Source organism: Acinetobacter sp. IRS14 (assembly GCF_034650275.1).
GTDB lineage: Bacteria > Pseudomonadota > Gammaproteobacteria > Pseudomonadales > Moraxellaceae > Acinetobacter > Acinetobacter oleivorans.
Genome location: NZ_JAOVFN010000004.1, coordinates 15,103 through 34,212 on the forward strand (window position 1 = coordinate 15,103; position 19,110 = coordinate 34,212).

General features: G+C 36.9%; 22 protein-coding genes and 1 other RNA gene. 12 read left to right on the forward strand and 11 right to left on the reverse strand.

All coding sequences use genetic code 11. From position 1 onward, the window contains the following. Positions 1–90 precede the first annotated feature (90 nt). The gene (locus ODQ17_RS05060) at positions 91–1,734 is read left to right on the forward strand and encodes a chemotaxis protein (protein ID WP_322902138.1); all 1,644 of its coding nucleotides are present in this window, start codon (positions 91–93) and stop codon (positions 1,732–1,734) included. Further along, positions 1,734–2,477, forward strand: coding sequence for an NAD(+) diphosphatase (gene nudC / locus ODQ17_RS05065; protein ID WP_322902140.1), 744 nt, complete (start codon positions 1,734–1,736; stop codon positions 2,475–2,477). Before ODQ17_RS05060 ends, nudC begins: the two co-directional genes overlap by 1 nt. A 28-nt stretch (positions 2,478–2,505) precedes the next feature. Here nudC and ODQ17_RS05070 read toward each other — a convergent pair whose 3' ends face one another. The 3 genes from ODQ17_RS05070 to ODQ17_RS05080 form a co-directional block, all read right to left on the reverse strand. Next, positions 2,506–3,369: an alpha/beta hydrolase gene (locus ODQ17_RS05070; RefSeq protein ID WP_199942538.1), complete on the reverse strand. Its 864-nt coding sequence runs from the start codon at positions 3,367–3,369 to the stop codon at positions 2,506–2,508. Between the two features lie 3 nt (positions 3,370–3,372). Then, positions 3,373–4,080, reverse strand: coding sequence for a BON domain-containing protein (locus ODQ17_RS05075; protein ID WP_199942539.1), 708 nt, complete (start codon positions 4,078–4,080; stop codon positions 3,373–3,375). Positions 4,081–4,157: 77 nt separating this feature from the next. Continuing rightward, positions 4,158–4,559, reverse strand: coding sequence for a YraN family protein (locus tag ODQ17_RS05080; protein WP_003652834.1), 402 nt, complete (start codon positions 4,557–4,559; stop codon positions 4,158–4,160). Positions 4,560–4,767: 208 nt separating this feature from the next. Here ODQ17_RS05080 and rsmI point away from each other — a divergent pair, with 208 nt between their 5' ends. Both rsmI and ODQ17_RS05090 read left to right on the forward strand, forming a co-directional pair. Next, positions 4,768–5,604 (forward strand): 16S rRNA (cytidine(1402)-2'-O)-methyltransferase, encoded by an 837-nt coding sequence (gene rsmI / locus ODQ17_RS05085; protein WP_009390409.1) that lies wholly within the window; start codon positions 4,768–4,770, stop codon positions 5,602–5,604. A 90-nt stretch (positions 5,605–5,694) separates the two neighbouring features. Next, positions 5,695–6,081: a hemin receptor gene (locus ODQ17_RS05090; protein WP_199942540.1), complete on the forward strand. Its 387-nt coding sequence runs from the start codon at positions 5,695–5,697 to the stop codon at positions 6,079–6,081. A gap of 2 nt (positions 6,082–6,083) precedes the next feature. On the opposite strand, the gene ODQ17_RS05095 is transcribed toward ODQ17_RS05090, so the two are convergent. Continuing rightward, positions 6,084–6,974, reverse strand: coding sequence for a LysR family transcriptional regulator ArgP (locus ODQ17_RS05095; RefSeq protein ID WP_199942541.1), 891 nt, complete (start codon positions 6,972–6,974; stop codon positions 6,084–6,086). 105 nt (positions 6,975–7,079) lie between these two features. Between ODQ17_RS05095 and ODQ17_RS05100 the strand changes: the two genes are divergently transcribed. Then, a complete protein-coding gene (locus ODQ17_RS05100) occupies positions 7,080–7,682 on the forward strand; it encodes a LysE/ArgO family amino acid transporter (RefSeq protein WP_016138876.1) in 603 nt (200 codons plus the stop codon). A 56-nt stretch (positions 7,683–7,738) separates the two neighbouring features. Here the strand turns inward: ODQ17_RS05100 and ODQ17_RS05105 are convergent, their stop codons facing one another. After that, positions 7,739–8,380 (reverse strand): cation transporter, encoded by a 642-nt coding sequence (locus ODQ17_RS05105; protein WP_174742044.1) that lies wholly within the window; start codon positions 8,378–8,380, stop codon positions 7,739–7,741. A 65-nt stretch (positions 8,381–8,445) separates the two neighbouring features. On the opposite strand from ODQ17_RS05105, the gene ODQ17_RS05110 reads away from it, so the two are divergent. Next, positions 8,446–8,847: a MerR family transcriptional regulator gene (locus ODQ17_RS05110; protein ID WP_174764785.1), complete on the forward strand. Its 402-nt coding sequence runs from the start codon at positions 8,446–8,448 to the stop codon at positions 8,845–8,847. 60 nt (positions 8,848–8,907) lie between these two features. On the opposite strand, the gene ODQ17_RS05115 is transcribed toward ODQ17_RS05110, so the two are convergent. The 5 genes from ODQ17_RS05115 to ODQ17_RS05135 all read right to left on the reverse strand — a co-directional run bounded on the left by ODQ17_RS05115 (position 8,908) and on the right by ODQ17_RS05135 (position 13,849). Further along, positions 8,908–9,159: a hypothetical protein gene (locus tag ODQ17_RS05115; RefSeq protein WP_005303414.1), complete on the reverse strand. Its 252-nt coding sequence runs from the start codon at positions 9,157–9,159 to the stop codon at positions 8,908–8,910. Positions 9,160–9,365: 206 nt separating this feature from the next. After that, positions 9,366–10,598, reverse strand: coding sequence for an FAD-dependent monooxygenase (locus ODQ17_RS05120; RefSeq protein ID WP_322902147.1), 1,233 nt, complete (start codon positions 10,596–10,598; stop codon positions 9,366–9,368). Beyond that, a complete protein-coding gene (locus ODQ17_RS05125) occupies positions 10,595–11,803 on the reverse strand; it encodes an FAD-dependent monooxygenase (protein ID WP_322902149.1) in 1,209 nt (402 codons plus the stop codon). The genes ODQ17_RS05120 and ODQ17_RS05125 overlap by 4 nt, the downstream gene beginning before the upstream one ends. A 31-nt stretch (positions 11,804–11,834) precedes the next feature. Continuing rightward, positions 11,835–13,154, reverse strand: a complete 1,320-nt coding sequence (pepP, locus tag ODQ17_RS05130; protein ID WP_322902151.1) for a Xaa-Pro aminopeptidase — start codon at positions 13,152–13,154, stop codon at positions 11,835–11,837. A 65-nt stretch (positions 13,155–13,219) separates the two neighbouring features. Then, complete coding sequence (locus ODQ17_RS05135) at positions 13,220–13,849, reverse strand: UPF0149 family protein (RefSeq protein ID WP_013198594.1); 630 nt, start codon at positions 13,847–13,849, stop codon at positions 13,220–13,222. A 64-nt stretch (positions 13,850–13,913) separates the two neighbouring features. Between ODQ17_RS05135 and ODQ17_RS05140 the strand changes: the two genes are divergently transcribed. From ODQ17_RS05140 to ODQ17_RS05165, 6 genes are all read left to right on the forward strand, one after another. After that, positions 13,914–14,474, forward strand: coding sequence for a hypothetical protein (locus ODQ17_RS05140; protein WP_003652857.1), 561 nt, complete (start codon positions 13,914–13,916; stop codon positions 14,472–14,474). Beyond that, the gene (locus ODQ17_RS05145; RefSeq protein WP_003652859.1) at positions 14,471–14,755 is read left to right on the forward strand and encodes a cell division protein ZapA; all 285 of its coding nucleotides are present in this window, start codon (positions 14,471–14,473) and stop codon (positions 14,753–14,755) included. The genes ODQ17_RS05140 and ODQ17_RS05145 overlap by 4 nt, the downstream gene beginning before the upstream one ends. 189 nt (positions 14,756–14,944) lie before the next feature. After that, a non-coding RNA gene (ssrS, locus tag ODQ17_RS05150) (6S RNA) lies at positions 14,945–15,128 on the forward strand. A gap of 149 nt (positions 15,129–15,277) precedes the next feature. Next, positions 15,278–16,630, forward strand: a complete 1,353-nt coding sequence (locus tag ODQ17_RS05155) for a tyrosine-type recombinase/integrase (RefSeq protein WP_322902154.1) — start codon at positions 15,278–15,280, stop codon at positions 16,628–16,630. A 321-nt stretch (positions 16,631–16,951) separates the two neighbouring features. Next, on the forward strand, positions 16,952–17,650 hold the full coding sequence (locus ODQ17_RS05160) for a hypothetical protein (RefSeq protein WP_322902155.1): 699 nt from the start codon (positions 16,952–16,954) through the stop codon (positions 17,648–17,650). A 33-nt stretch (positions 17,651–17,683) separates the two neighbouring features. Continuing rightward, positions 17,684–18,316, forward strand: coding sequence for an SOS response-associated peptidase (locus ODQ17_RS05165; RefSeq protein ID WP_322902157.1), 633 nt, complete (start codon positions 17,684–17,686; stop codon positions 18,314–18,316). A gap of 49 nt (positions 18,317–18,365) precedes the next feature. Here ODQ17_RS05165 and ODQ17_RS05170 read toward each other — a convergent pair whose 3' ends face one another. After that, positions 18,366–18,779, reverse strand: coding sequence for a hypothetical protein (locus tag ODQ17_RS05170; RefSeq protein WP_322902159.1), 414 nt, complete (start codon positions 18,777–18,779; stop codon positions 18,366–18,368). Positions 18,780–19,110 lie beyond the last annotated feature (331 nt).

The window sequence follows — 19,110 nt, forward strand, 5'->3', positions numbered from 1 at the left end:
AGTTAAGTTATATTAGTCACATAGATTTTTAGCTCAAATTACCGAGCACTACGAATATAACAATTGATTTTTTTTCAAAGGGGAACGTTTATGTCTGAGCATACTTCGATTCATTTCGATCCAACAGCTTTACTCATCATCAAACATGAAATTGATCGCTCAATAAAACTGGTTGAAGGTGCAGTAAGCACCTTAATTGAAGAACAAACGCTCCCTTTTGGTATTGATGATGCATTAGAACAATTTAAGCAATGCACTCAAGTCCTACGTTTAATTGATATCCCCTATCTTGCAAAAATCACTCAATATTCAACTGAGCTGATGCAAAAAATTATTGCGAAACCAACGCAAATTAATACTGATGATGTCGTTGCGCTGAGTGAAGGCACGACCATGGTAAAACGATATATTGAATTTATCTGCTTGCGTGAATTACAAGTCCCTCAGTTTCTTCTTAATACCTTAAATAATTTAGAATTAGCTTTAAATAAACCACTGACGTCTTCTGGACAAGCGATTGCTCCTTTACTTGCAAATGCTTCGCTTGAACTTCCATTCCCAGAAGTATTCATTAATGAAAAAACTCAGTTTATTCATCAACTCTATAAACTATCTCTTCATCAATTTTTAAATAAAACAGAAGCTACTCATCATTATCAGGCTTTTAAACTGATCAGTACTTATTTGGTCAGCTTGGCAAAACACCAGCCAAGCCAACAATATTGGCAACTCGTAAATTATGCTTTCGACCATATTGATAACCTGCTTTTAAATGATTCACGCCTACGTGTACTCATTAATATTGAAAGTTATATTGGTCAGTTCTTAGCAACGCCGGAAACTTTCAAGCCTGATTTACCTGCACTTGCAGATATTTTAAGTATAGTGATCGCTCAAGAAGATGAAGTTGCTCACCATATTCGCAACCAACTTCATATAGGCGATGAAACACCGACAGATACGCAACTACTGGTTTTAAGCCGCCATCTTTTTGGTCCTGATTTCGACACCATGCACGCAGTCAGCCAATTAATTTTGAGCGAAATGAACAAAGTGCGTAACGATATTGAATATAACTATCAAAATATGTCGACTGAAAAAGCACAACAATTGCAAACGAGTCTTTTACAGCTCGCTTATACATTCAAACTACTTAACCTTGATGAAGCCTCAGTTGAGCTTTCTCAACAAGCGAGTAGTTTAAGTCAGCTCAATATATTAAGTAATGAAAACTATGCACAGCAGCTCATGGACAGCATTTTGTCTGCCATGAACTCAATTGGTATTTTGGTCCGCCAATATACATCTAGTCGCTTACAACTTAGCGTGAATAATACGAATATTTCTTTAGATCGCCTTGATGAAGCACATCAAGCCTTACTCACCGAGACAAAAAATTTAATTGATTTTATTTGTCAGAGTCTTACGTTATATGCAAATGATTCAACACAGAATATTGAAGCAATTGCAGGTTCACTAAAAGAGCTAGCAGGCGCGGCCGAATTTCTAGGAAGTACCATTCAACAAGATGCTTTACTTGAAACTGCTCAATTTGTTCAACAACAACTTGAGCAAAACCAACCTTTTAATACAGACCAAATTCACTGTATTTTTAACGTATTAGCGGGCCTTGACATGTTGGTTGACAATTTAAAAAATAAACAACCTGTTCTACAATCTATGTTTGATGTAGCATTGTCGAGTAGTCAACAACTTCAAGAAAAGGCAGCTTAATGTCTGAATTATCACTTGCTTATATTTTTCATCATCAACAATTACTGGTTGATCACAACCTTCAACTACCCAAAGTCGAAAAGTTAGCAAGTGATTTACTTTTCACTCATGATGAGCAGGTCATTGCACGTGACTTGCTTGCTGAGGAACCCATTCCCGAAGGCTTACAACTGGTTCCAATTCGCCAACTCATTACAAGTTGGTCGAAAGAACAGTTCTTGCAAGCAAGCCGCGCTGTACAGTTACTTGAATGGCGACGTAATCATAAGTTTTGTAGCCACTGCGGACACCCGACAGAAGTTCATCCAACCGAATACGCAATGGTGTGTCCTTCTTGTCGCTATCATCAATACCCTCGCGTAAACCCATGCATTATTACGGTCATTACTCGAGGTAATGATGAAATCTTGCTAGCGAAGTCAGTCCACAATAAAACCAATATGTATGGTTTGATTGCAGGTTTTGTTGAAGTTGGTGAAACTCTTGAAGAAGCAGTACAACGCGAAGCTTTTGAGGAAGTAGGCCTAAGACTCAAAAATGTTCAATATATGTCAAGTCAACCTTGGCCTTTCCCAAGTAACCTGATGGTTGCGTTTAGAGCAGAATATGAGTCTGGTGAAATTAAGCTGCAAGAAGAAGAAATTGCAGATGCACAATTCTTCAAAATTGATCAATTACCTGAAATTCCATTTAAAGGTAGTATTGCTCATTCAATGATTATGCAGATTACCCAAGCTGGGTAATCTGCCGTGTTTTAGGCGATATTCTCGTTTAAAACACTTCTTCAAGAAAATGCAAAATAGTTCTTTTAGTCCTGAAGTAATGACTAATAAAACTAGAGAGACTGGCCAAAATTGTAATATGCCCAGTTTTAGGAATCACGGCGATATGGCTGTGATTACCCTTCTCTCTAAGCGCTTGATCCATATCTAAAGTATTGTGTTTTTTTACAATCTGATCATTTTCAGCCATCAAAAGGTAATGTTTAATATTATTTTGATTAACGAAATAATATGGCATGACTTCTTTATAAGAGGTGCTTTGATCAAAAGCATCTTCGGCCAGTGGATCACCTTTATAGTCAAAATGATATGGGCCAGCTAAACCGATTATTGCCTTAATTTTCCCTAAACACTCAATTTTGGTTGAATCAGGGTGATAAACAGCAGACATCACATTAAATGCCCCTGCCGAATGCCCCATAAGTACAATATTTTCTGTAGAAATTTCCAGTTTTCCCTGATTTTGATGCAAATAATTCAATGCTTGAGTCAGGTCATCAACAAAACTTGGGAAAATATTTTTAGGTGCTAACTGGTAGTTAATAACAGCAACGTCATAGCCTTCTTTGGCAAAGGTCTCACCAATAAAAAGGTAATCTCGTTTATTACCATGTTGCCACGCCCCACCATGCACAAAGACAATGAGTGGCTGATGAGATAGTTTTTTAACAGATCTATAAATATCCAAACGGTGGCGAGGCTTTAGCCCATAACGAACATTTGGAACCTGTTCAAAACCATCTTTTGGCGTAAAACGGTTTAAAGCAAAACTCCCCAAATCATACAGGCGGAACTCTTTATAGAGAGTTCGCGCCTGTTCAATTCTGCTTTGTAGTTGTTCAATCAGATTCATATATTACTGTGCAGTCGAAGCAGGATCTGTTTGGTCAGGATCAATTGCAACAGGTGTTTGAACTGTTGGCTGAGCAATGACGTTATTAATAAGTGGTGTAGTCGTTGTGCTACCAGTACTCGCTGCTGGAGCAGGCGCCAAATCAACATTATCAATGAGCGTCACAATTTTGGTCACGTTACCAACATTTTGAAGCACATTATTTAAATCATTAATTTCAGCGGTATTTAAACGGCCCATCACATATAAAACACCATCTTCAGTATGGACAAGTACTTTACTGTCCGATACAACTGGCGCTTTCATTAAAAGAGCACGTGTATTTGCTGTTACACCCGCATCTTGCATGATGGTGTTATAGCTAACTTTGTTACCCACCGTAATATAGTTATGTACGGCTTTCACATCACTCATGGCTTTAAGATTGTCTTCTGCCAATTGTTTCAAGTACGGGTCAGGCACTTGGCCAGTTAATAAAACTGTACTGTGGAAGCTTTCAATATTAATACGTGACTGCTTGAAACGTTGATCAAGTTTATAAATGTTGATATTCGCTGTACGTTTAATTGAAGAGTCAATGAATACTTGGCCTAGACTGCGGACACCGCTATCTGTGCCCACTGGAGCTGTGCCTGTTCCACCAGAAATAAAACTTGCGCAACCTGATAAACTTGCGACACAAAGCATTGTTACAGCAATACGGTTTAACACTCCACCAGACTCCTATCAATTTCTTGGCTTGATCATAAAGCATCAGACTTAAATTTGCTCAAAAGAGTAATGAACTCTTAATCCAAAGTAAATGCATTTTCGATCCATTGCAGATCATAATGGAATTTTGAAAAGTCATGCTGTACTGTTTTTGCAATTTTCTGTGGAAAATCAAAACAAATCACATCAAAACGACAATAAAAATCCTGATAAGATGGATAGCGCTGTAAAAAACGCATCGCCGTTTTGATAATTTTCTTCTGTTTTGTCCACGTTACCATTTCACAAGCTTGTCCATAATTTCCTATAGTACGTGCTTTTACTTCAACAAAAACTAACTCTTGCCCTCTTTTGACGATTAAATCCACTTCACCACGGCGTGAATGATAATTACTCGTCACCCATACATAGTTTTGTGCTTGTAAAAGGTTTAAAGCAGTTTGCTCTGCCCATTTCCCCAACTGTTGCGCCAATAACATTTTTATTTTCCCCAATGAAAAGCATCTCTAGATGTTTTTATAAATAAGTTATTTTCTTAAATTCATCTGACATATCAGATCTAAATCGAACAAATGAAAATCAGATCATTTTCGAAAAGCCCAAGCTAGCAGACATTGTTCACGCCCAAATCATAATTTCGGTTAAACTACCCGATTAAAATTGTTTATCTGTACGGAGTAAAACCAAATGAGTGCTCAGTTATTTGTTGTAGCCACCCCAATCGGGCACTTAGATGATATGACTTTCCGCGCAATTGATATTTTAAAATCAGTTTCTATTGTAGCTGCCGAAGATACTCGCCAATCAGCACAATTATTTAAGCACTATAATATATCGACTCAACTTACTGCATGCCACGACCACAATGAAAGCAATAAAATTGAGCAGTTAGTTCAAAAATTACTTGCTGGCGATAGCGTTGCTTTAATTAGTGATGCAGGTACACCGCTCATCAGTGATCCAGGCTTTAAATTAGTCCGTGCTGCTCAAGAGAACGGTATTAAAGTTGTTCCAGTGCCAGGCGCATGTGCTGCTATTGCTGCTTTAAGTGCGGTAGGTTTACCGAGTGATCGTTTTAGCTTTGAAGGATTTTTACCATCTAGAGCTTCACAACGTATTTCTCAATTAGAAAAACTTAAGAATGAAACCCAGACCTTAATTTTCTATGAAGCACCCCATCGTATTTTAGAGTCTATTAAAGATATGGCTCAGGTATTTGGTGAAGACCGTCCAGTAGGGTTTGCACGTGAAATTACCAAAACCTTTGAAACCATCAAAAAAATGACCTTAAAAGATTTGGTCAGCTTCATTGAAAACGACCACAACCAAGAAAAAGGTGAAATTGTAGTGGTTGTGGGTGGTGCAGCTGCAAAAACAGATCTAGAACAAGAAAAACTAGATGAACTTTTAAAGCGTTTACTTCAAGACTTATCTGTTAAAGCAGCATCTCAACTTGCTGCCGATTTAACAGGAATTAAGAAAAAAGTCGCTTATCAACGTGCGCTCGAGTTAACTCAATCTTAATTTTTTAATTAGATATGGTGATGACAAATAGCCTGTGTCATCACCATCTATTAATTTTGCATAACAAAATATAAGAATAAGAGTACTAATATGAGTGAACAAATGGGCAAACTTGGCCCTCATGAAGGACAAGAACTAGAATTATTACTTTCAGGCGAGAAATCTATCGCTCTATTTTACGATCTATTACCTGTCAGTTTTTTAAAGCATCTCGAACAAGGTACTTTATCAATGCTGAGTAAAGATATTGAAACCTCCCTACCTTTACCCTTTTCAATTATGCTGATCTATAAAGATGCAGCTTTAGCAGATTTAAATGAACTCATGATATGTATTGAAACTTTATTTAAAGAAACTAATTTTGAAAAATGCGTAGAGCTTGAACGAAGAATTGGACAACTTTTAGGTTACTCAGCGCAAGATATAGAGTTTTATATTCAGCATATTTCCACTCGCCATTTAAAGAGAAACCTCTAAAACTATCTCAATATGTGTTTTGCTGACTCGACAATAGTTTCCGTCAGTGCATCCAACTGTTTAGACTGCCTTTTCCAATGGTGCCAATATAACGGAATGTCGAGCCCAGCCTCAGGTATAACATCCACTAAAGTTCCATTGCTTAGTAAAGATTGAACCTGAAGTTCAGGCACCATGCCATATCCCAAACCTAATTGGATTGCTTTCACAAACGCATCTGTAGCAGGAATAAAACTATAAGGATAGCTCTGCAAAGGCAAACCATAATATTTCAGTAATACCTCCGAATGCATAAGATCTTTATGGTTAAAAATTACAGCTGGTGCATTTCTTAAAGTTTCTCGGTTTACGCCATGTTTAAACCAGTCAGCTGCAAACTCAGCAGAAGCCAACATTTTATAACGCATTTTCCCGAGTGGTTGAGCTAAACAGCCTGACATGACCTGTTCTTCTGCCGAGATGCATGCGTTGACTTGCCCTGTTTCTAATAAAGTATGCGTATGCGATTGATCATCAATTTTTAGTTCTAAGATTATTTTTTCTTTAAAAAGTGTTTGCTGAATGCTCGGTAAAAGCCAAGTCGCTAGCGAATCTGCATTGGATGCTAGAGCAATTTTATAGAATTCCGATTCAGATGATTTTCCCATCAAACCTTGTAATAAGTTTTGCTCCATTAATCTCGTATGACGTAAATGTTGCAATAACGTTTGCCCAGCTTGTGTAAGTGCACATGGACGCCCACGGATAATTAAAATTTGGCCTAAATACTTTTCCAAAGCTTGCACACGTAAGGACACTGCCGAAGGCGTAATATATAAATGCTCACCTGCTGCATCAAAACTTCCCACTTCTGCGACTGCAAGAAAGGCTTCACACTGTTTGCTATCTAACATATCAAACCTAAATATTTTTTAGCCAAACCTAAATATTCTTAATTTTACTTATTTCTTAAGAAAAAGTCAGATAATTCCCACATCTGATTTTTCCACCTTATTGTTATGTTCTCTCTTAGTATATTTTTTAAAGGTTTCGGTATTGGTAGCGGGCTTATTGTAGCAATTGGAGCTCAAAATGCTTTTGTTCTAAAACAAGGTCTTAAACAGCAATATGTATTTTGGCTATGTTTAATTTGTGCGCTGTCCGACTCAATTCTAATCGCGTTTGGTGTATTAGGTTTTGCCGAAATCATGACAGCATCACCCATCTTAATTACGGTGGCTAAATATTTAGGGGCAACGTTTTTATTGGTCTACGGTGCGAAAGCATTCTATGCTGCCTTGAAAACTACCCAGAGTATGGAGCTTGATAGCAGCCAGAAACAGACCTTAACCCAAGCATTAGTGACCTGTCTTGCCTTTACTTGGCTTAACCCACATGTCTATTTGGATACCATTGTTCTGATTGGTTCAGTTGCAACCCAGTTAGAAGACAAAATTAGTTTTGCTTTGGGCAGCATTGTTGCCTCTTGGATTTTCTTTTTCAGTTTAGGTTATGGTGCAAGATTATTAAAACCATTATTTATCAATCCTAAAGCATGGAAAGTTTTAGATTTTATTATTGGTTGCGTTATGTGGAGTATCGCAATATCACTACTTATCTAATGCATTCAAACAGTAAAAAGTACCACGTATGAATGGTACTTTTTATGCGCTCATAATTATGCTTGAGAACCCAACACCAGTTTTGACTGTTTTCTTTCTTGCTGTGATTGTTTTATAACAGCGTAACCAGAAGACACACCCAAGTACGCAATTACAAAGGCAACAAATAAATCGGGAAATACACTCCCTGTTCCAAAGACGCCAACGGCCGCTAAAATCACAGCAATATTGGCAATAGAATCATTTCTGCTGCACAACCAGACAGAACGCATATTGGCATCTCCATCACGGTACGCATAGAGCATAAGCGCGACTGAAACGTTAGCAATTAAAGCCATCACGCCAATTGCTCCCATCACCATAGGCTCAGGTGGAACACCATAAAAATATGACCAAACCACTTTTGCAATAACAAAAATACCGAAAGCGGCCATCGTTATTCCTTTAAGCAATGCAGCTGTTGCGCGCCAATATAAACTCATCGAAAGCACAACTAAAGATAAAGCATAATTTGCTGCATCTCCGGCAAAATCTAATGCATCGGCCCATAGCGAAACAGATTGAGCCTTATAACCACCCAATATTTCCACCACAAACATCAAAGCATTGATCACAAGTGCAATCCATAACGCTTTTCTAAAACGTGGACTCACTTTCTTTGAAGGAGAACATGTTGAAGCACAACCACATCCAGCCATTTTATTTCCTCAAAAACTCTTTTATAGTAATTAAAAACCCTTGAGTAGCTCCAGAGTCAAGCCTTATGAGTCTTTCTATTGGTCAATTATCAAAAAAAGCGGATGTTCCAATTGATACGATCCGTTATTACGAAAAAGTAGGTGTGTTGGACCGTATTCAACGTTCAGAAAATAATTATCGTGTTTATACCGAGCAGACCCTCAACGATCTATTGTTTATTAAGCATTGCCGCGAATTAGATATTTCACTCAGTGATATTAAAACGTTAAAAGAAATGAAAGCTCAGCCTAAACAGGCATGTACAAAAATTGATAATTTAGTAGATAAATACTTAAATGAAGTAACTGAAAAAATTGAACGATTATTACTTTTAAAAGAATCTTTAATTGATTTAAAACAGCACTGCTCTACCAATCGAACAGTAGATGAGTGTGGAATTTTAAAAGAACTGCAAAGCTCGCCTTAAACCTATTTTGATAATTTCATACAAATAAAAAAGCACCACTCATGTGATGCTTTTTTAAGATTAATGGTCGCTATGTTCATCAGGAGGAACTTCGGTAATTCTACCACCTCGAGCTAAAAATGCGGCAACTTCATCTTCCAACGCTTGGCGCTGTTTCTGTTTAGCAGTTACAGTCAGCGTTTCTGCTTCGGCAAGGTCAGTATCACTCAAACTGCCTGCTTCTTCATCAGCTGCACCGCTTTCGGCTGCTTTCGCTTCATCTTCATCTACAGCAGAATCTTCTGCATCTTCATAATCATTGATATCTGACATTTCACACTCCCCAGAATGATTTTATTGCATCATTGCTATGGTCCCAAGACCTCAGAAATTTAGCAATCTCTTTGCATTTAGCAAAGAGCCAATTTGGTCAATTCCGTATCTTTTATGACCAAATTGGTAATGATATATAAATGATTGTTCAAAAAATATCTACTGGTATTTAATTCACTCAGTAGAGTATAGACCTAGTAAATATTTTAATGCTTATAGCGGGTACTTTGTAAAGCCCCTAAACCATTTGCTTGTTGCATAAATCGGTCTTTTAAAACCGGAGTCAGCTCAACTTGCTTAAGCCCCATATTGCGAGCCCACACGACTGAAAATAACTCACTGCTTTCAAGCCAACCAATTGCCGACATGCTATGCATCATTGCATCATTCTGACCTTTACGGCGATGTTCATAGCGCAATAAAGTTTGCTCATGTGCCCATACACCACGGTTTAAATCGTGAAGCAATACATCACACAGCACTGCCGCATCAAGACAACCAATATTTACCCCTTGCCCAGCAAGTGGATGAATCACATGTGCTGCATCACCAATCAAAGCTAAACCTGCTTTTACATATTGTTTTGCAGCGCGAGCTTTGAGCGGAAATTGTGCTCTTGAACGAACTTCTAACACCTCACCCAACATGTGTTGGCTTTCTTGAGTTAAAAGCTGCATAAACGCTGTATCGTTTAAAGCTGAATATTCATCGGCATAATCATCTGGTAGTGTCCAGACAATGGATTGCCAATATCCATTTTCCGTTTCTTCAAGACTTGCCATTGGTAAATATGCCAAAGGTCCTGTAGGTAGGAAAATTTGACGGGCAACATAATGATGGGATTTTGCTGTTCTGATTGCACAGCTAATGGCTGCTTGTTTGTAATCTAGTACATCAAGGTCAATAAAAGCCTGTTCACGTACAAAGGAATTCGCACCATCTGCACCAATAAGCAGTTTAGTTTTAAGTGTAGTACCATCTGCTAATTGAATATGCCAACATCCAACACCCTGCTCAATACGTGTAACACGAACTTGAGTACGGTAATCTGTAAGCTGCTGCAACATTTTTTGCTGAATAGCAACGTTCAGTACACTTGGTTCCACCATAGAACCTAAGGCTTGCTCAGCTAAAGGCTGACGTGCAGAATCTTGACCAAAATTAATTTCACCATAGCCATTAAGATTCCAGACCTGCATGCCTGTATAAGGCATTTGGCGTGCAAGATCATCCCAAACATTTACCGTTTTAAGCAAATGAATGGTCGCTTGGCTAAGTGCTAAAACACGTGGATTCATCACGCTTAATGTTTTCTCAACATCAAGCACCGGAGCCGCATCAAGCACTGTGGGTTGTACGCCACCTTGCGCAAGTAATAAAGCAGTTAAACCACCAACCAATCCACCACCAACAATGACGACATCCAACACTTCACTCATGCTTTTAACCCCATTGCATAGTTAGCCACCAATGGTTTTACACCTGGAATAACATCAAACGCAATTAACCCTGTATTACGAATTAATTTTAATAATGGATTTTGGTTACTAAAACCACGTACTACAGTGTCACAGAACTTAATTACGCGCTGCTGATCTGATAAACGAGCTTGCTCATAGGCAAGTAAGTTATCAGGGTTACCTAAATCATCAGAAGTGCTTAACTGGTTCACTAAATAACGTACTAAAACATCTGCATCACGTAAGCACAAATTAAAACCTTGTCCTGCAACCGGATGAATTGTATGCGCTGCATTACCCATTAAAATAACGCGACCAACAGCTTGTTTATGTGCAAGCACTTGTGAAAGTGGATAGCTAAAACGTTTACCCGTTTTTTCAAATTTACCCGCTCGGTCACCATAAGTTTGTTGTAAAGCACTTAAGAAATGCTGGTCATTTTCATCGCCCAACCATTCATTTTCAGTGCCTTTTTTCACAGGCCACACCACTGAGCGGCGGTACTCACCTGGTAAAGGTAATAAGGCTAAAGGACCTAATGCGCTAAACCGTTCAAAACCTACCTGTTCATGCGGTTTTGATGTCTGAACCGTAGTCACAATTGCAACCTGATCATAATCATGAACATCAACACCCACACCAATTGCCTGACGACAAAAAGAATCACGTCCATCAGCCGCAATTAATAATTTTGACTCAAGTTTTAAGGTTTCCTCACCACGTAAAGCTTCAATATGTACTAGTTCGGCATCTTGAGTTAAAGCGGTAACCTGTACACCATCAATGAGTTCAATCAAAGGTTGCTGACGCACTTGAGTTAAAAGCACACGCCCAAGCCAAGCATTTTCAATTACCTGACCAAAGCTTTCGACTTTCTCTTGTTCTGCAATTAAACGTGCTTTACCAAAACTACCTTGCTCAGTAATGTGGACTTGCAAAATTGGGGTCGCATGTTGCTGTAATGCATCCCATAACCCTAGCTTCTGATAAATCTGTACGCTACGACGCGATAAAGCCGTATTACGCGCATCAAAACTCGAATGGTAAGGGGCAACATTTTGATCATCATAGTTTGGGTATTTCACAGCTTCTAATAGCTTTACCGCAATATTAGCCTTCGCGAGCATGAGTGAAAGGCTCAAACCCACCATTCCCCCACCTACAATAATCACTTGTTGTTGCATCGAGTTTTGCTCCTTTGGCGAATACGTTTAATTATGCTTTAGCTTGCGCCATTAAATGTTCAATATCTGCAATATCTTTAACCACATTAGCAGTTAAAACCCGTGGTCCTTTCGAGGTTGCGACCACATCATCTTCAATACGAATACCAATACCACGCCATTTTTCATCTACAGTTTCATCATCTGGTGCGATGTATAAGCCAGGTTCAACTGTAATGACCATACCCTCTTCATATTGACGCCAATCTTCACCTTTTTTGTAAGACCCAACATCGTGTACATCCATGCCTAGCCAATGACCTGTGCCGTGCATATAAAACTGACGATATGCTTCAGTTTCGATGAGTTCGTTAACATCACCTTTGAGCAAACCTAAATTAACTAGACCTTCAGTTAAAATTTTAACTGCTATTTCATGAGGTTCACGATATGAATTACCAATACGAACTGCGTCAATCGCTGCATATTGGGCAGCCAATACAACTTCATATAATGCTTTTTGCTCAGCACTAAATTTACCATTGACCGGAAAAGTACGGGTAATATCCGAAGCATAGAACTCATATTCACATGCAGCATCAATTAAGACTAAATCACCATCTTTAAGTGGCTTGTTATTTTCAACATAATGTAAAACACAAGCATTAGCCCCACCGCCTACAATACTGTTATAAGACGGAACACAGCCATTTTTCCCAAAAATATAATTGAGTTCAGCTTCAAGAGCATATTCCATCATTTCTGAGTGTACCGTTTGCATCGCACGCGTATGCGCTTCAGCACTAATATTTGCAGCAATTTGCATTAGCTCAAGTTCTTGTGGTGACTTAACTAAACGCATTTCATCAACAATACGGTCGAGCTGTAGCAATTGAGCGGGAGCGTTTTCATGTCGGTGCTCGGCATCTGCTTTTTTAATCCACTGGCTCACGCGCGCGTCAAACTCAGCATCGTGCCCAATCCGATAATAAAGACGCTCTTTATTTAATAATTTTTCAATAATTTCTTCATCAAGCAAATCAATTACATATGCTTCATCAGCATCGTAGTCTTCAACTGCACCATCAACTCCGGCACGAAAACCATTCCAGATTTCCATCTCGCGATTACGTTCACGGCAAAAAAGACTATAGCTATATTCTTCATCGTCGAAGGTTTCAATGACAGCAACTGCCTCAGGCTCAGCAAAGCCCGTCAAATAGAAAAAACTACTATCGGCACGGAATTTATAATCCGCATCACGATTACGGTACATTTCCTCACGTGTTGCAATAATTGCAATGCTGTTTGGACCCATTTTTTCTGCCAAACGGTCTCTACGATGTCGAAAATCAGCTTGAGGCAATTTCATAATGATCTACTTGATTTAGAATTTTAAAGTCAAAAAATAAAATACAACCAATAACACAGCCTCAATTAGCTTGGGCGATGTGGAGTAAACATTTCTACAATATTTTGTTCTGTGTCTACAGCAGCAGATTTACTTTTTGCATGAAATTTTTTCAATAAAGAACTTTCAGCTACAGTAATTTTTTTTCTGCCAATAGACAAACTTACAGGGATTAAGCGTACAAATTCATATAACTCTTCGTAGCTGCTTTCACCTTCTTCATCATTGTCAGAGTCTTCAAATTCGACTGCTGCAATATCTTGAAGGTTCTCAATCAACTCAAGTTCATCTGGACGAATATGACCCGATGCCAATCCAAAACCTAATACAACGCCTGCACACCAATCTGATAAAGCTTGTACACGCTCTTGAAGTAGATGGTCATCGTCAGGAAGCATAGGTAAATAATCTAATTCATCTTCAGATAACGCATGAATAACATCTTCTGCTTCATCAGTTAAAAGCGTTAGAGCATCTTCACTTAACTCTGGCACATTAAGGGTTGTTAAAATTTGTGACCATTGTTCACGCGTTGGCGCTTCTGTCACACAAACAATACCTGTTAATAGACCATGTAACTCACTAGGGCTTGAAATTTCTTCAATTCCTTCAAAATGAGCGTTCCAATCTGTCCAGCCTGAAATATCGTCTTGCATTCGTTTATCCAATCTCTATACTTTGTATATATTACCTTTGATTGCAATTCTGTGCGACCTCGTTATGTTAGAACAATTACAGCGGCTACAAGCGCATATTAGCGTATTAAAAACACGCTTACATCATTTAGAGAGTGAACATGCGGCACTCTCGGAAGCTAAAGAACTGGCTGAAACAGAGCATCACGCACAAGTTGTGCAAAAAAATAGTATTATCACTAAAAAACAAGAGGAAATTGAGTCGGTAACTGAGCAACTATCTCAGTTAAAAGGTCAATTTCAACAGTTGAATCAGGATGCTAACACACTTGCGGAACGTTATAGCCGATTAGAAAAAAGTACGACTGATTTAAAAAATCGTTTTCAAGAAATTCTTGCCGAGCGCAATGAATTACGTGTTGCAAAAGAAAAGTTACAAGCCCACCAGCGTCAAACCCAACAAGAGCTTCATGATTTACAACAAGATCGTGATCGTTTGTTACAAAAAAATGAGCTTGCTAAATCAAAAGTTGAAGCGATTATTCAACGTTTAGGAATTTTAGGCACTGCTCAAGATCAGCATGCTCAAGAAATTCAGCAGCTTGCCCATCCTAATGCTGAAACTGGTGAGGAGACACAATCATGAGTGAACAAGTCATGGTAGAGCTTAGGCTGATTGAGCAGACCTTTAGACTCGCGACTACTTTAGATAAAAAAGATGAACTTGAACGTGCAGCAGAACTTCTCAATGAGAAATTTAATGAGATGCGTCGTAGTGCTCCACGTGTTGAGCACAACAAACTGGTCATCATGGTTGCTCTACAATTGACTCAAGAAGTACTGAGCCTTAATAAGTCTTTGCAAGAATACACTCACTGTGAACGTTTACTGCAAACAATATTGGATGATGTTGAACAAATTGTTTAAATAAATTATCCATACAAAAATGCCTTGCTCTATGAATAATAGATGCAAGGCGTTTTTTATTGGCACTATTAAACGTAATTGAAATTACTTTATGCCTGTTAATGTACAAAGCTTCATCAAACGCAAACTAAGTTTACAGTTCCAGAGGTTTAGGTGATTGCCAACATGGTCAGATCGGTTATACTTAAACTGTCTCTGGGATGTTCGCCAGCGGGTCTATTCCCCTGCCGATACTTAAACTTATGGATGTGTTCTGTATATTTAGAGTGTATGCCTACCCTCGTGTAGGAAACCCAGCAAGTATACGTCGCGTCCACCTTGAACTCATCGGGTTCAGGGTAACGACACATGCAGCGGCATCTTCGGAGCATTTATTTAATTATAAAAACAATAACTTAAGACAAGAATCATCATTTTAAAAACCTATTGTTTTCAATCAAATCAATCAAAAATAGGCTTATAGTAGGCTTCAGAAATATTGTGGTATATTGCTGCGTATCGTTTCGTACTTTTTAAGTCACCATGACCCAAAGATATAAACTTACAAAAACATTTATCGACAACATCCCGCTCGAAGAAACGGGAACTAAATTTTATCGTGACTCAGTTACTATTGGTTTTGGTTTAATTGCAACAAAGTCGAAAACTTATTTTGTTGAAACGAGAATGCCTGATGGACGCAACAAAAGGAAGTCCATTGGTAAACATGGTGTATATACTCTTGAGCAAGCACGTACTGAAGCTAAAAAAATATTGTTAATGATGCATCAAGGTATTGATCCAGTTGCTCAAAAAAGACAATTAAAGAATGACTTTAAATCCGAAAAAGAAGCAAACGAATTAATTCCAACGCTTGAACAAGCTTATGAAGTCTACAAAAGTAAAAAAAAGCTAAGCGCTAATACGATTGATGCTTATGACCGATGTGCCAATGATTATTTTAAAGATTGGAAAAACATCAAGATTACTGAAATTTCTCAGAAAATGACTTTAAACAAGCATATGGACTTATCTGAGAGAAGTTTAGCCCAAGCAAATCTTGCAATGAAGTTCTTATCAGCTGTCTATAACTTCAATGCCTCAATTCTATATAACGATAATGATGAAAAAATTATCACAGAGAAAAGCCCTGTTGGGGTTATTTATAAAGAAAAGAAATGGAACAAGATAAAACGTCGTAAGGGGTATATTCGAGCAGACCAGATACATGACTGGTCACTTGCTGTGTGTACAACTTGGTGGGCAGGCAACCAAAATTTAAATCATCGTGCATACACAAATCAGGACTTCTTACTCCTATTGATCCTAACCGGATTCCGCAGAGAAGAAGGTGAAACACTGGAATGGGCAAATATTGACTTAAAATATGGAACTATAAAAATTCAGGACCCCAAAAATCATGAAGACCTTCTCCTACCGATGGGAGAAATGCTTTGGTATATATTGGCAGAACGAAAAAAACTTGCTGGCAATAATAAATATGTTTTCGCTGGCGATACTCTTGATTCACATATCGTTGATAAGCGTGAAGCTCGTCATACGATAACTGAAGCAACTGGTATTCAATTTACATTTCATGACTTGCGGAGAACCTTCGGAACAATCGCAAATAGTTTAGCGATTGGTAGTTACACAATTAAAAAACTCATTAATCACATGATTGGTGATGATGATAATGATGTAACCGATGGGTATATCCAAGTAACTTTTGATGATCTTCGTAAAGCTATGAATATGATTGAAAATGTTGTCTTATCTGACATTTCAAAAGCTTTGATCAAAAACAGAATCTACTTTGAACAAAAATCGATAAGGAATATGCAAGAAAAATGGATTGAGCATAACAATAATATTATAAGCAGATATTCTGAATAGTTGGGCTGATTACGATGGTCCTAAATATTAAATTACTTACTGAAATATTGAGAATAAGCAAATGAAAGATTGGGTTTACTTTTATATCGAGCATACAATTAAGTATGGGGAACCCTTTTATAAAGAGATCGGATGGTCATTAGGTTTGCAAAATAATTATATAGTAATGAGTGTCATGCCAAGCTAGATATAGAGAAATGATACAACGGCGGCTTATTATGTTGAAAGCTGGGTTAATTAAAAATTTTATAGACCTTCAACAGCATCACACCTTTGACTAAAAACAAGGGCATCTCTTCATCTTTTGGAACATGTATGTAAATGAAAAATAATATTTTTATCAAAATTTCTTCAATTATATTTTTTGTCTTTATTTCATATTTAGTTTTGCTATTCCTTTATGATTTTTATTTCTATAAGCATCTTTACATTAAAATCTGCTCTATTTTTTATTGTTTCGAATTTATTGAATTCAAAGATTATGCTTCAATTTTAGCAACCCTCATTGGTTCTGCTTTTGTAGCTTATAGCTTGTTTTCATGGGCTGATAACTTTAAATATAATTTAAAAAAAGGGGACATTGATCGTTTCCGTATGACTACTCATAATTTCATGAAAACTATAAACATTATTCATGGCGAATACAAAGATATCTATTCTTTCATAATTAACTCTGAATCTTTAAAAGTAGATTCATCTAAATTTGAAAACCTCGTTGTTAACTTCAAGGGAAATTTAGATGAACTAAATATACTTACTTTTAAATTTTCCCAACAATATCATGAGTTTATTTTCGATAGTAGGTATTATCAGTTGCATGGAGGCAATTTAGATCTAGTTAGTTTGAAAGATAAATATAAGAAGCTAATGGAAGTTACGGGCTTTCTGTTAAGTGATCTTCATAATAATGAAGTCCAAGAATTTAAGATCCAAATTCCAGAGTTTGAAAGTCTTTATAATGAATTCGATAGTGAGCTTTCCAGAATTCTAGACAAAACCTATGAGATTCTTTTAAGTTAGTACAATATTGTACTTTTATATATGGATTGTGTGATGTGCTCAAACTACGAACCAATCGCAAAAGATAGAATTCACTTGCTGGATCTGTTTGAGCCAACATTTGAATATAAAGATCATATCTATCCTAACTATGAAGCTCCCCTTTTATTCTCGAAAAAAGAAGAAATGGAATGGCGTTTAGCTAGATTTGGCTTAGTCGCTCCATGGGTCAAGGAACTTAAAAAAGTTCATAACACTTACAATGCAAGAACTGAGACAGTTCATGAAAAGCCCAGCTTCCGCAATGCTTGGAAGAAAAACCAGTTCTGTTTAATACCTGCGGATGTAATTTTCGAACCGAAGTACATAAACAATAAGCCTGAATGGTGGGGAATATATCGGAAAGATGATATGCCTTTTACTATTGCTGGCATTTATGAATATGCAGTAGTGAACGGTGAAGAAATCAGATCAATGAGCATGCTCACAATTAACTCTGATCACCATCCTTTCATGAAGCAATTCCACGCTCCTAATGATGAAAAACGCTCTATTATTGTTATTCCACCAGAACTAAGAAATGATTGGCTGCATTGCAAACATGAAGAAGCTAAGCATTTTTTCTTAGATATGCCATTAGATGAGTTCGTAGCACAACCAAAAAATACATTAAAAAATAACAATTAAATAGTTAATAAAAATAACTGCCATTTTCGACAGTTATTTTGCAATATTATTAATCATCATTATCAAATAACAGTTGAATTATTATTGCGACTAATGAAAATATAACCGTTATTCCAAATTTACCATAATTTCTCCCAAACCATCTTTGTTCATTTACTTCATTACTAACCCTTCTCTCTCTGAAGCCCAGCCAATCTAACCAGTCGTAACTAACTGGTTTAACTGAATAAAAATCTAAAAGTGGATAAAAACAGAAGCTCAACAAAATACCGAAAATAAGATAAAACCAAATTTTTTGATATCCCATATCATCATAAAATTTGTATAAAAAATAACAGCATAGTGACCACATCACTAATAAAAATAAAGTATAAATGGCTGTTTTTAAATCAAATCCGAACTTTATGCTAAAATAAAAAATTATTGCTGCTGCTATGATTAATAAATATGAAAAAATTCTCATTAAAATAAATTCCTTGTAAGAATTAAAATGAACAAATCAATACTAATGAACTTTCTTATAATATTAAAACCACCTATTTGTAACTAGATATTTCAAGTCAACAAACCCTTTTTAAAAACATTATCGGTCTACATACAAAAGACTAATCTGTCTAACATTATAATAATTATTATCTATAATAAAATATAAAAGATTATAAATATTATTATAAAATTCAATTTCAATTAAAATAAAAACCAATAAAAACAATATGTTAAAAATAAAAATAAAAATATTTATTAATTATTTTATTAATATTTAGTGTTACAATAATTAAAATTTAAAAAAGTTT

What these genes read in the sequence shown, in the direction of transcription:
- ODQ17_RS05060 (WP_322902138.1), top strand. Translation starts at nt 91, where the DNA reads ATGTCTGAGCATACTTCGATTCATTTCGATCCAACAGCTTTACTCATC.
- nudC (WP_322902140.1), top strand. Translation starts at nt 1,734, where the DNA reads ATGTCTGAATTATCACTTGCTTATATTTTTCATCATCAACAATTACTG.
- ODQ17_RS05070 (WP_199942538.1), bottom strand. Translation starts at nt 3,369, where the DNA reads ATGAATCTGATTGAACAACTACAAAGCAGAATTGAACAGGCGCGAACT.
- ODQ17_RS05080 (WP_003652834.1), bottom strand. Translation starts at nt 4,559, where the DNA reads ATGTTATTGGCGCAACAGTTGGGGAAATGGGCAGAGCAAACTGCTTTA.
- rsmI (WP_009390409.1), top strand. Translation starts at nt 4,768, where the DNA reads ATGAGTGCTCAGTTATTTGTTGTAGCCACCCCAATCGGGCACTTAGAT.
- ODQ17_RS05090 (WP_199942540.1), top strand. Translation starts at nt 5,695, where the DNA reads ATGAGTGAACAAATGGGCAAACTTGGCCCTCATGAAGGACAAGAACTA.
- ODQ17_RS05095 (WP_199942541.1), bottom strand. Translation starts at nt 6,974, where the DNA reads ATGTTAGATAGCAAACAGTGTGAAGCCTTTCTTGCAGTCGCAGAAGTG.
- ODQ17_RS05100 (WP_016138876.1), top strand. Translation starts at nt 7,080, where the DNA reads ATGTTCTCTCTTAGTATATTTTTTAAAGGTTTCGGTATTGGTAGCGGG.
- ODQ17_RS05105 (WP_174742044.1), bottom strand. Translation starts at nt 8,380, where the DNA reads ATGGCTGGATGTGGTTGTGCTTCAACATGTTCTCCTTCAAAGAAAGTG.
- ODQ17_RS05110 (WP_174764785.1), top strand. Translation starts at nt 8,446, where the DNA reads ATGAGTCTTTCTATTGGTCAATTATCAAAAAAAGCGGATGTTCCAATT.
- ODQ17_RS05115 (WP_005303414.1), bottom strand. Translation starts at nt 9,159, where the DNA reads ATGTCAGATATCAATGATTATGAAGATGCAGAAGATTCTGCTGTAGAT.
- ODQ17_RS05120 (WP_322902147.1), bottom strand. Translation starts at nt 10,598, where the DNA reads ATGAGTGAAGTGTTGGATGTCGTCATTGTTGGTGGTGGATTGGTTGGT.
- ODQ17_RS05125 (WP_322902149.1), bottom strand. Translation starts at nt 11,803, where the DNA reads ATGCAACAACAAGTGATTATTGTAGGTGGGGGAATGGTGGGTTTGAGC.
- pepP (WP_322902151.1), bottom strand. Translation starts at nt 13,154, where the DNA reads ATGAAATTGCCTCAAGCTGATTTTCGACATCGTAGAGACCGTTTGGCA.
- ODQ17_RS05135 (WP_013198594.1), bottom strand. Translation starts at nt 13,849, where the DNA reads ATGCAAGACGATATTTCAGGCTGGACAGATTGGAACGCTCATTTTGAA.
- ODQ17_RS05140 (WP_003652857.1), top strand. Translation starts at nt 13,914, where the DNA reads ATGTTAGAACAATTACAGCGGCTACAAGCGCATATTAGCGTATTAAAA.
- ODQ17_RS05145 (WP_003652859.1), top strand. Translation starts at nt 14,471, where the DNA reads ATGAGTGAACAAGTCATGGTAGAGCTTAGGCTGATTGAGCAGACCTTT.
- ODQ17_RS05155 (WP_322902154.1), top strand. Translation starts at nt 15,278, where the DNA reads ATGACCCAAAGATATAAACTTACAAAAACATTTATCGACAACATCCCG.
- ODQ17_RS05160 (WP_322902155.1), top strand. Translation starts at nt 16,952, where the DNA reads ATGAAAAATAATATTTTTATCAAAATTTCTTCAATTATATTTTTTGTC.
- ODQ17_RS05165 (WP_322902157.1), top strand. Translation starts at nt 17,684, where the DNA reads ATGTGCTCAAACTACGAACCAATCGCAAAAGATAGAATTCACTTGCTG.
- ODQ17_RS05170 (WP_322902159.1), bottom strand. Translation starts at nt 18,779, where the DNA reads ATGAGAATTTTTTCATATTTATTAATCATAGCAGCAGCAATAATTTTT.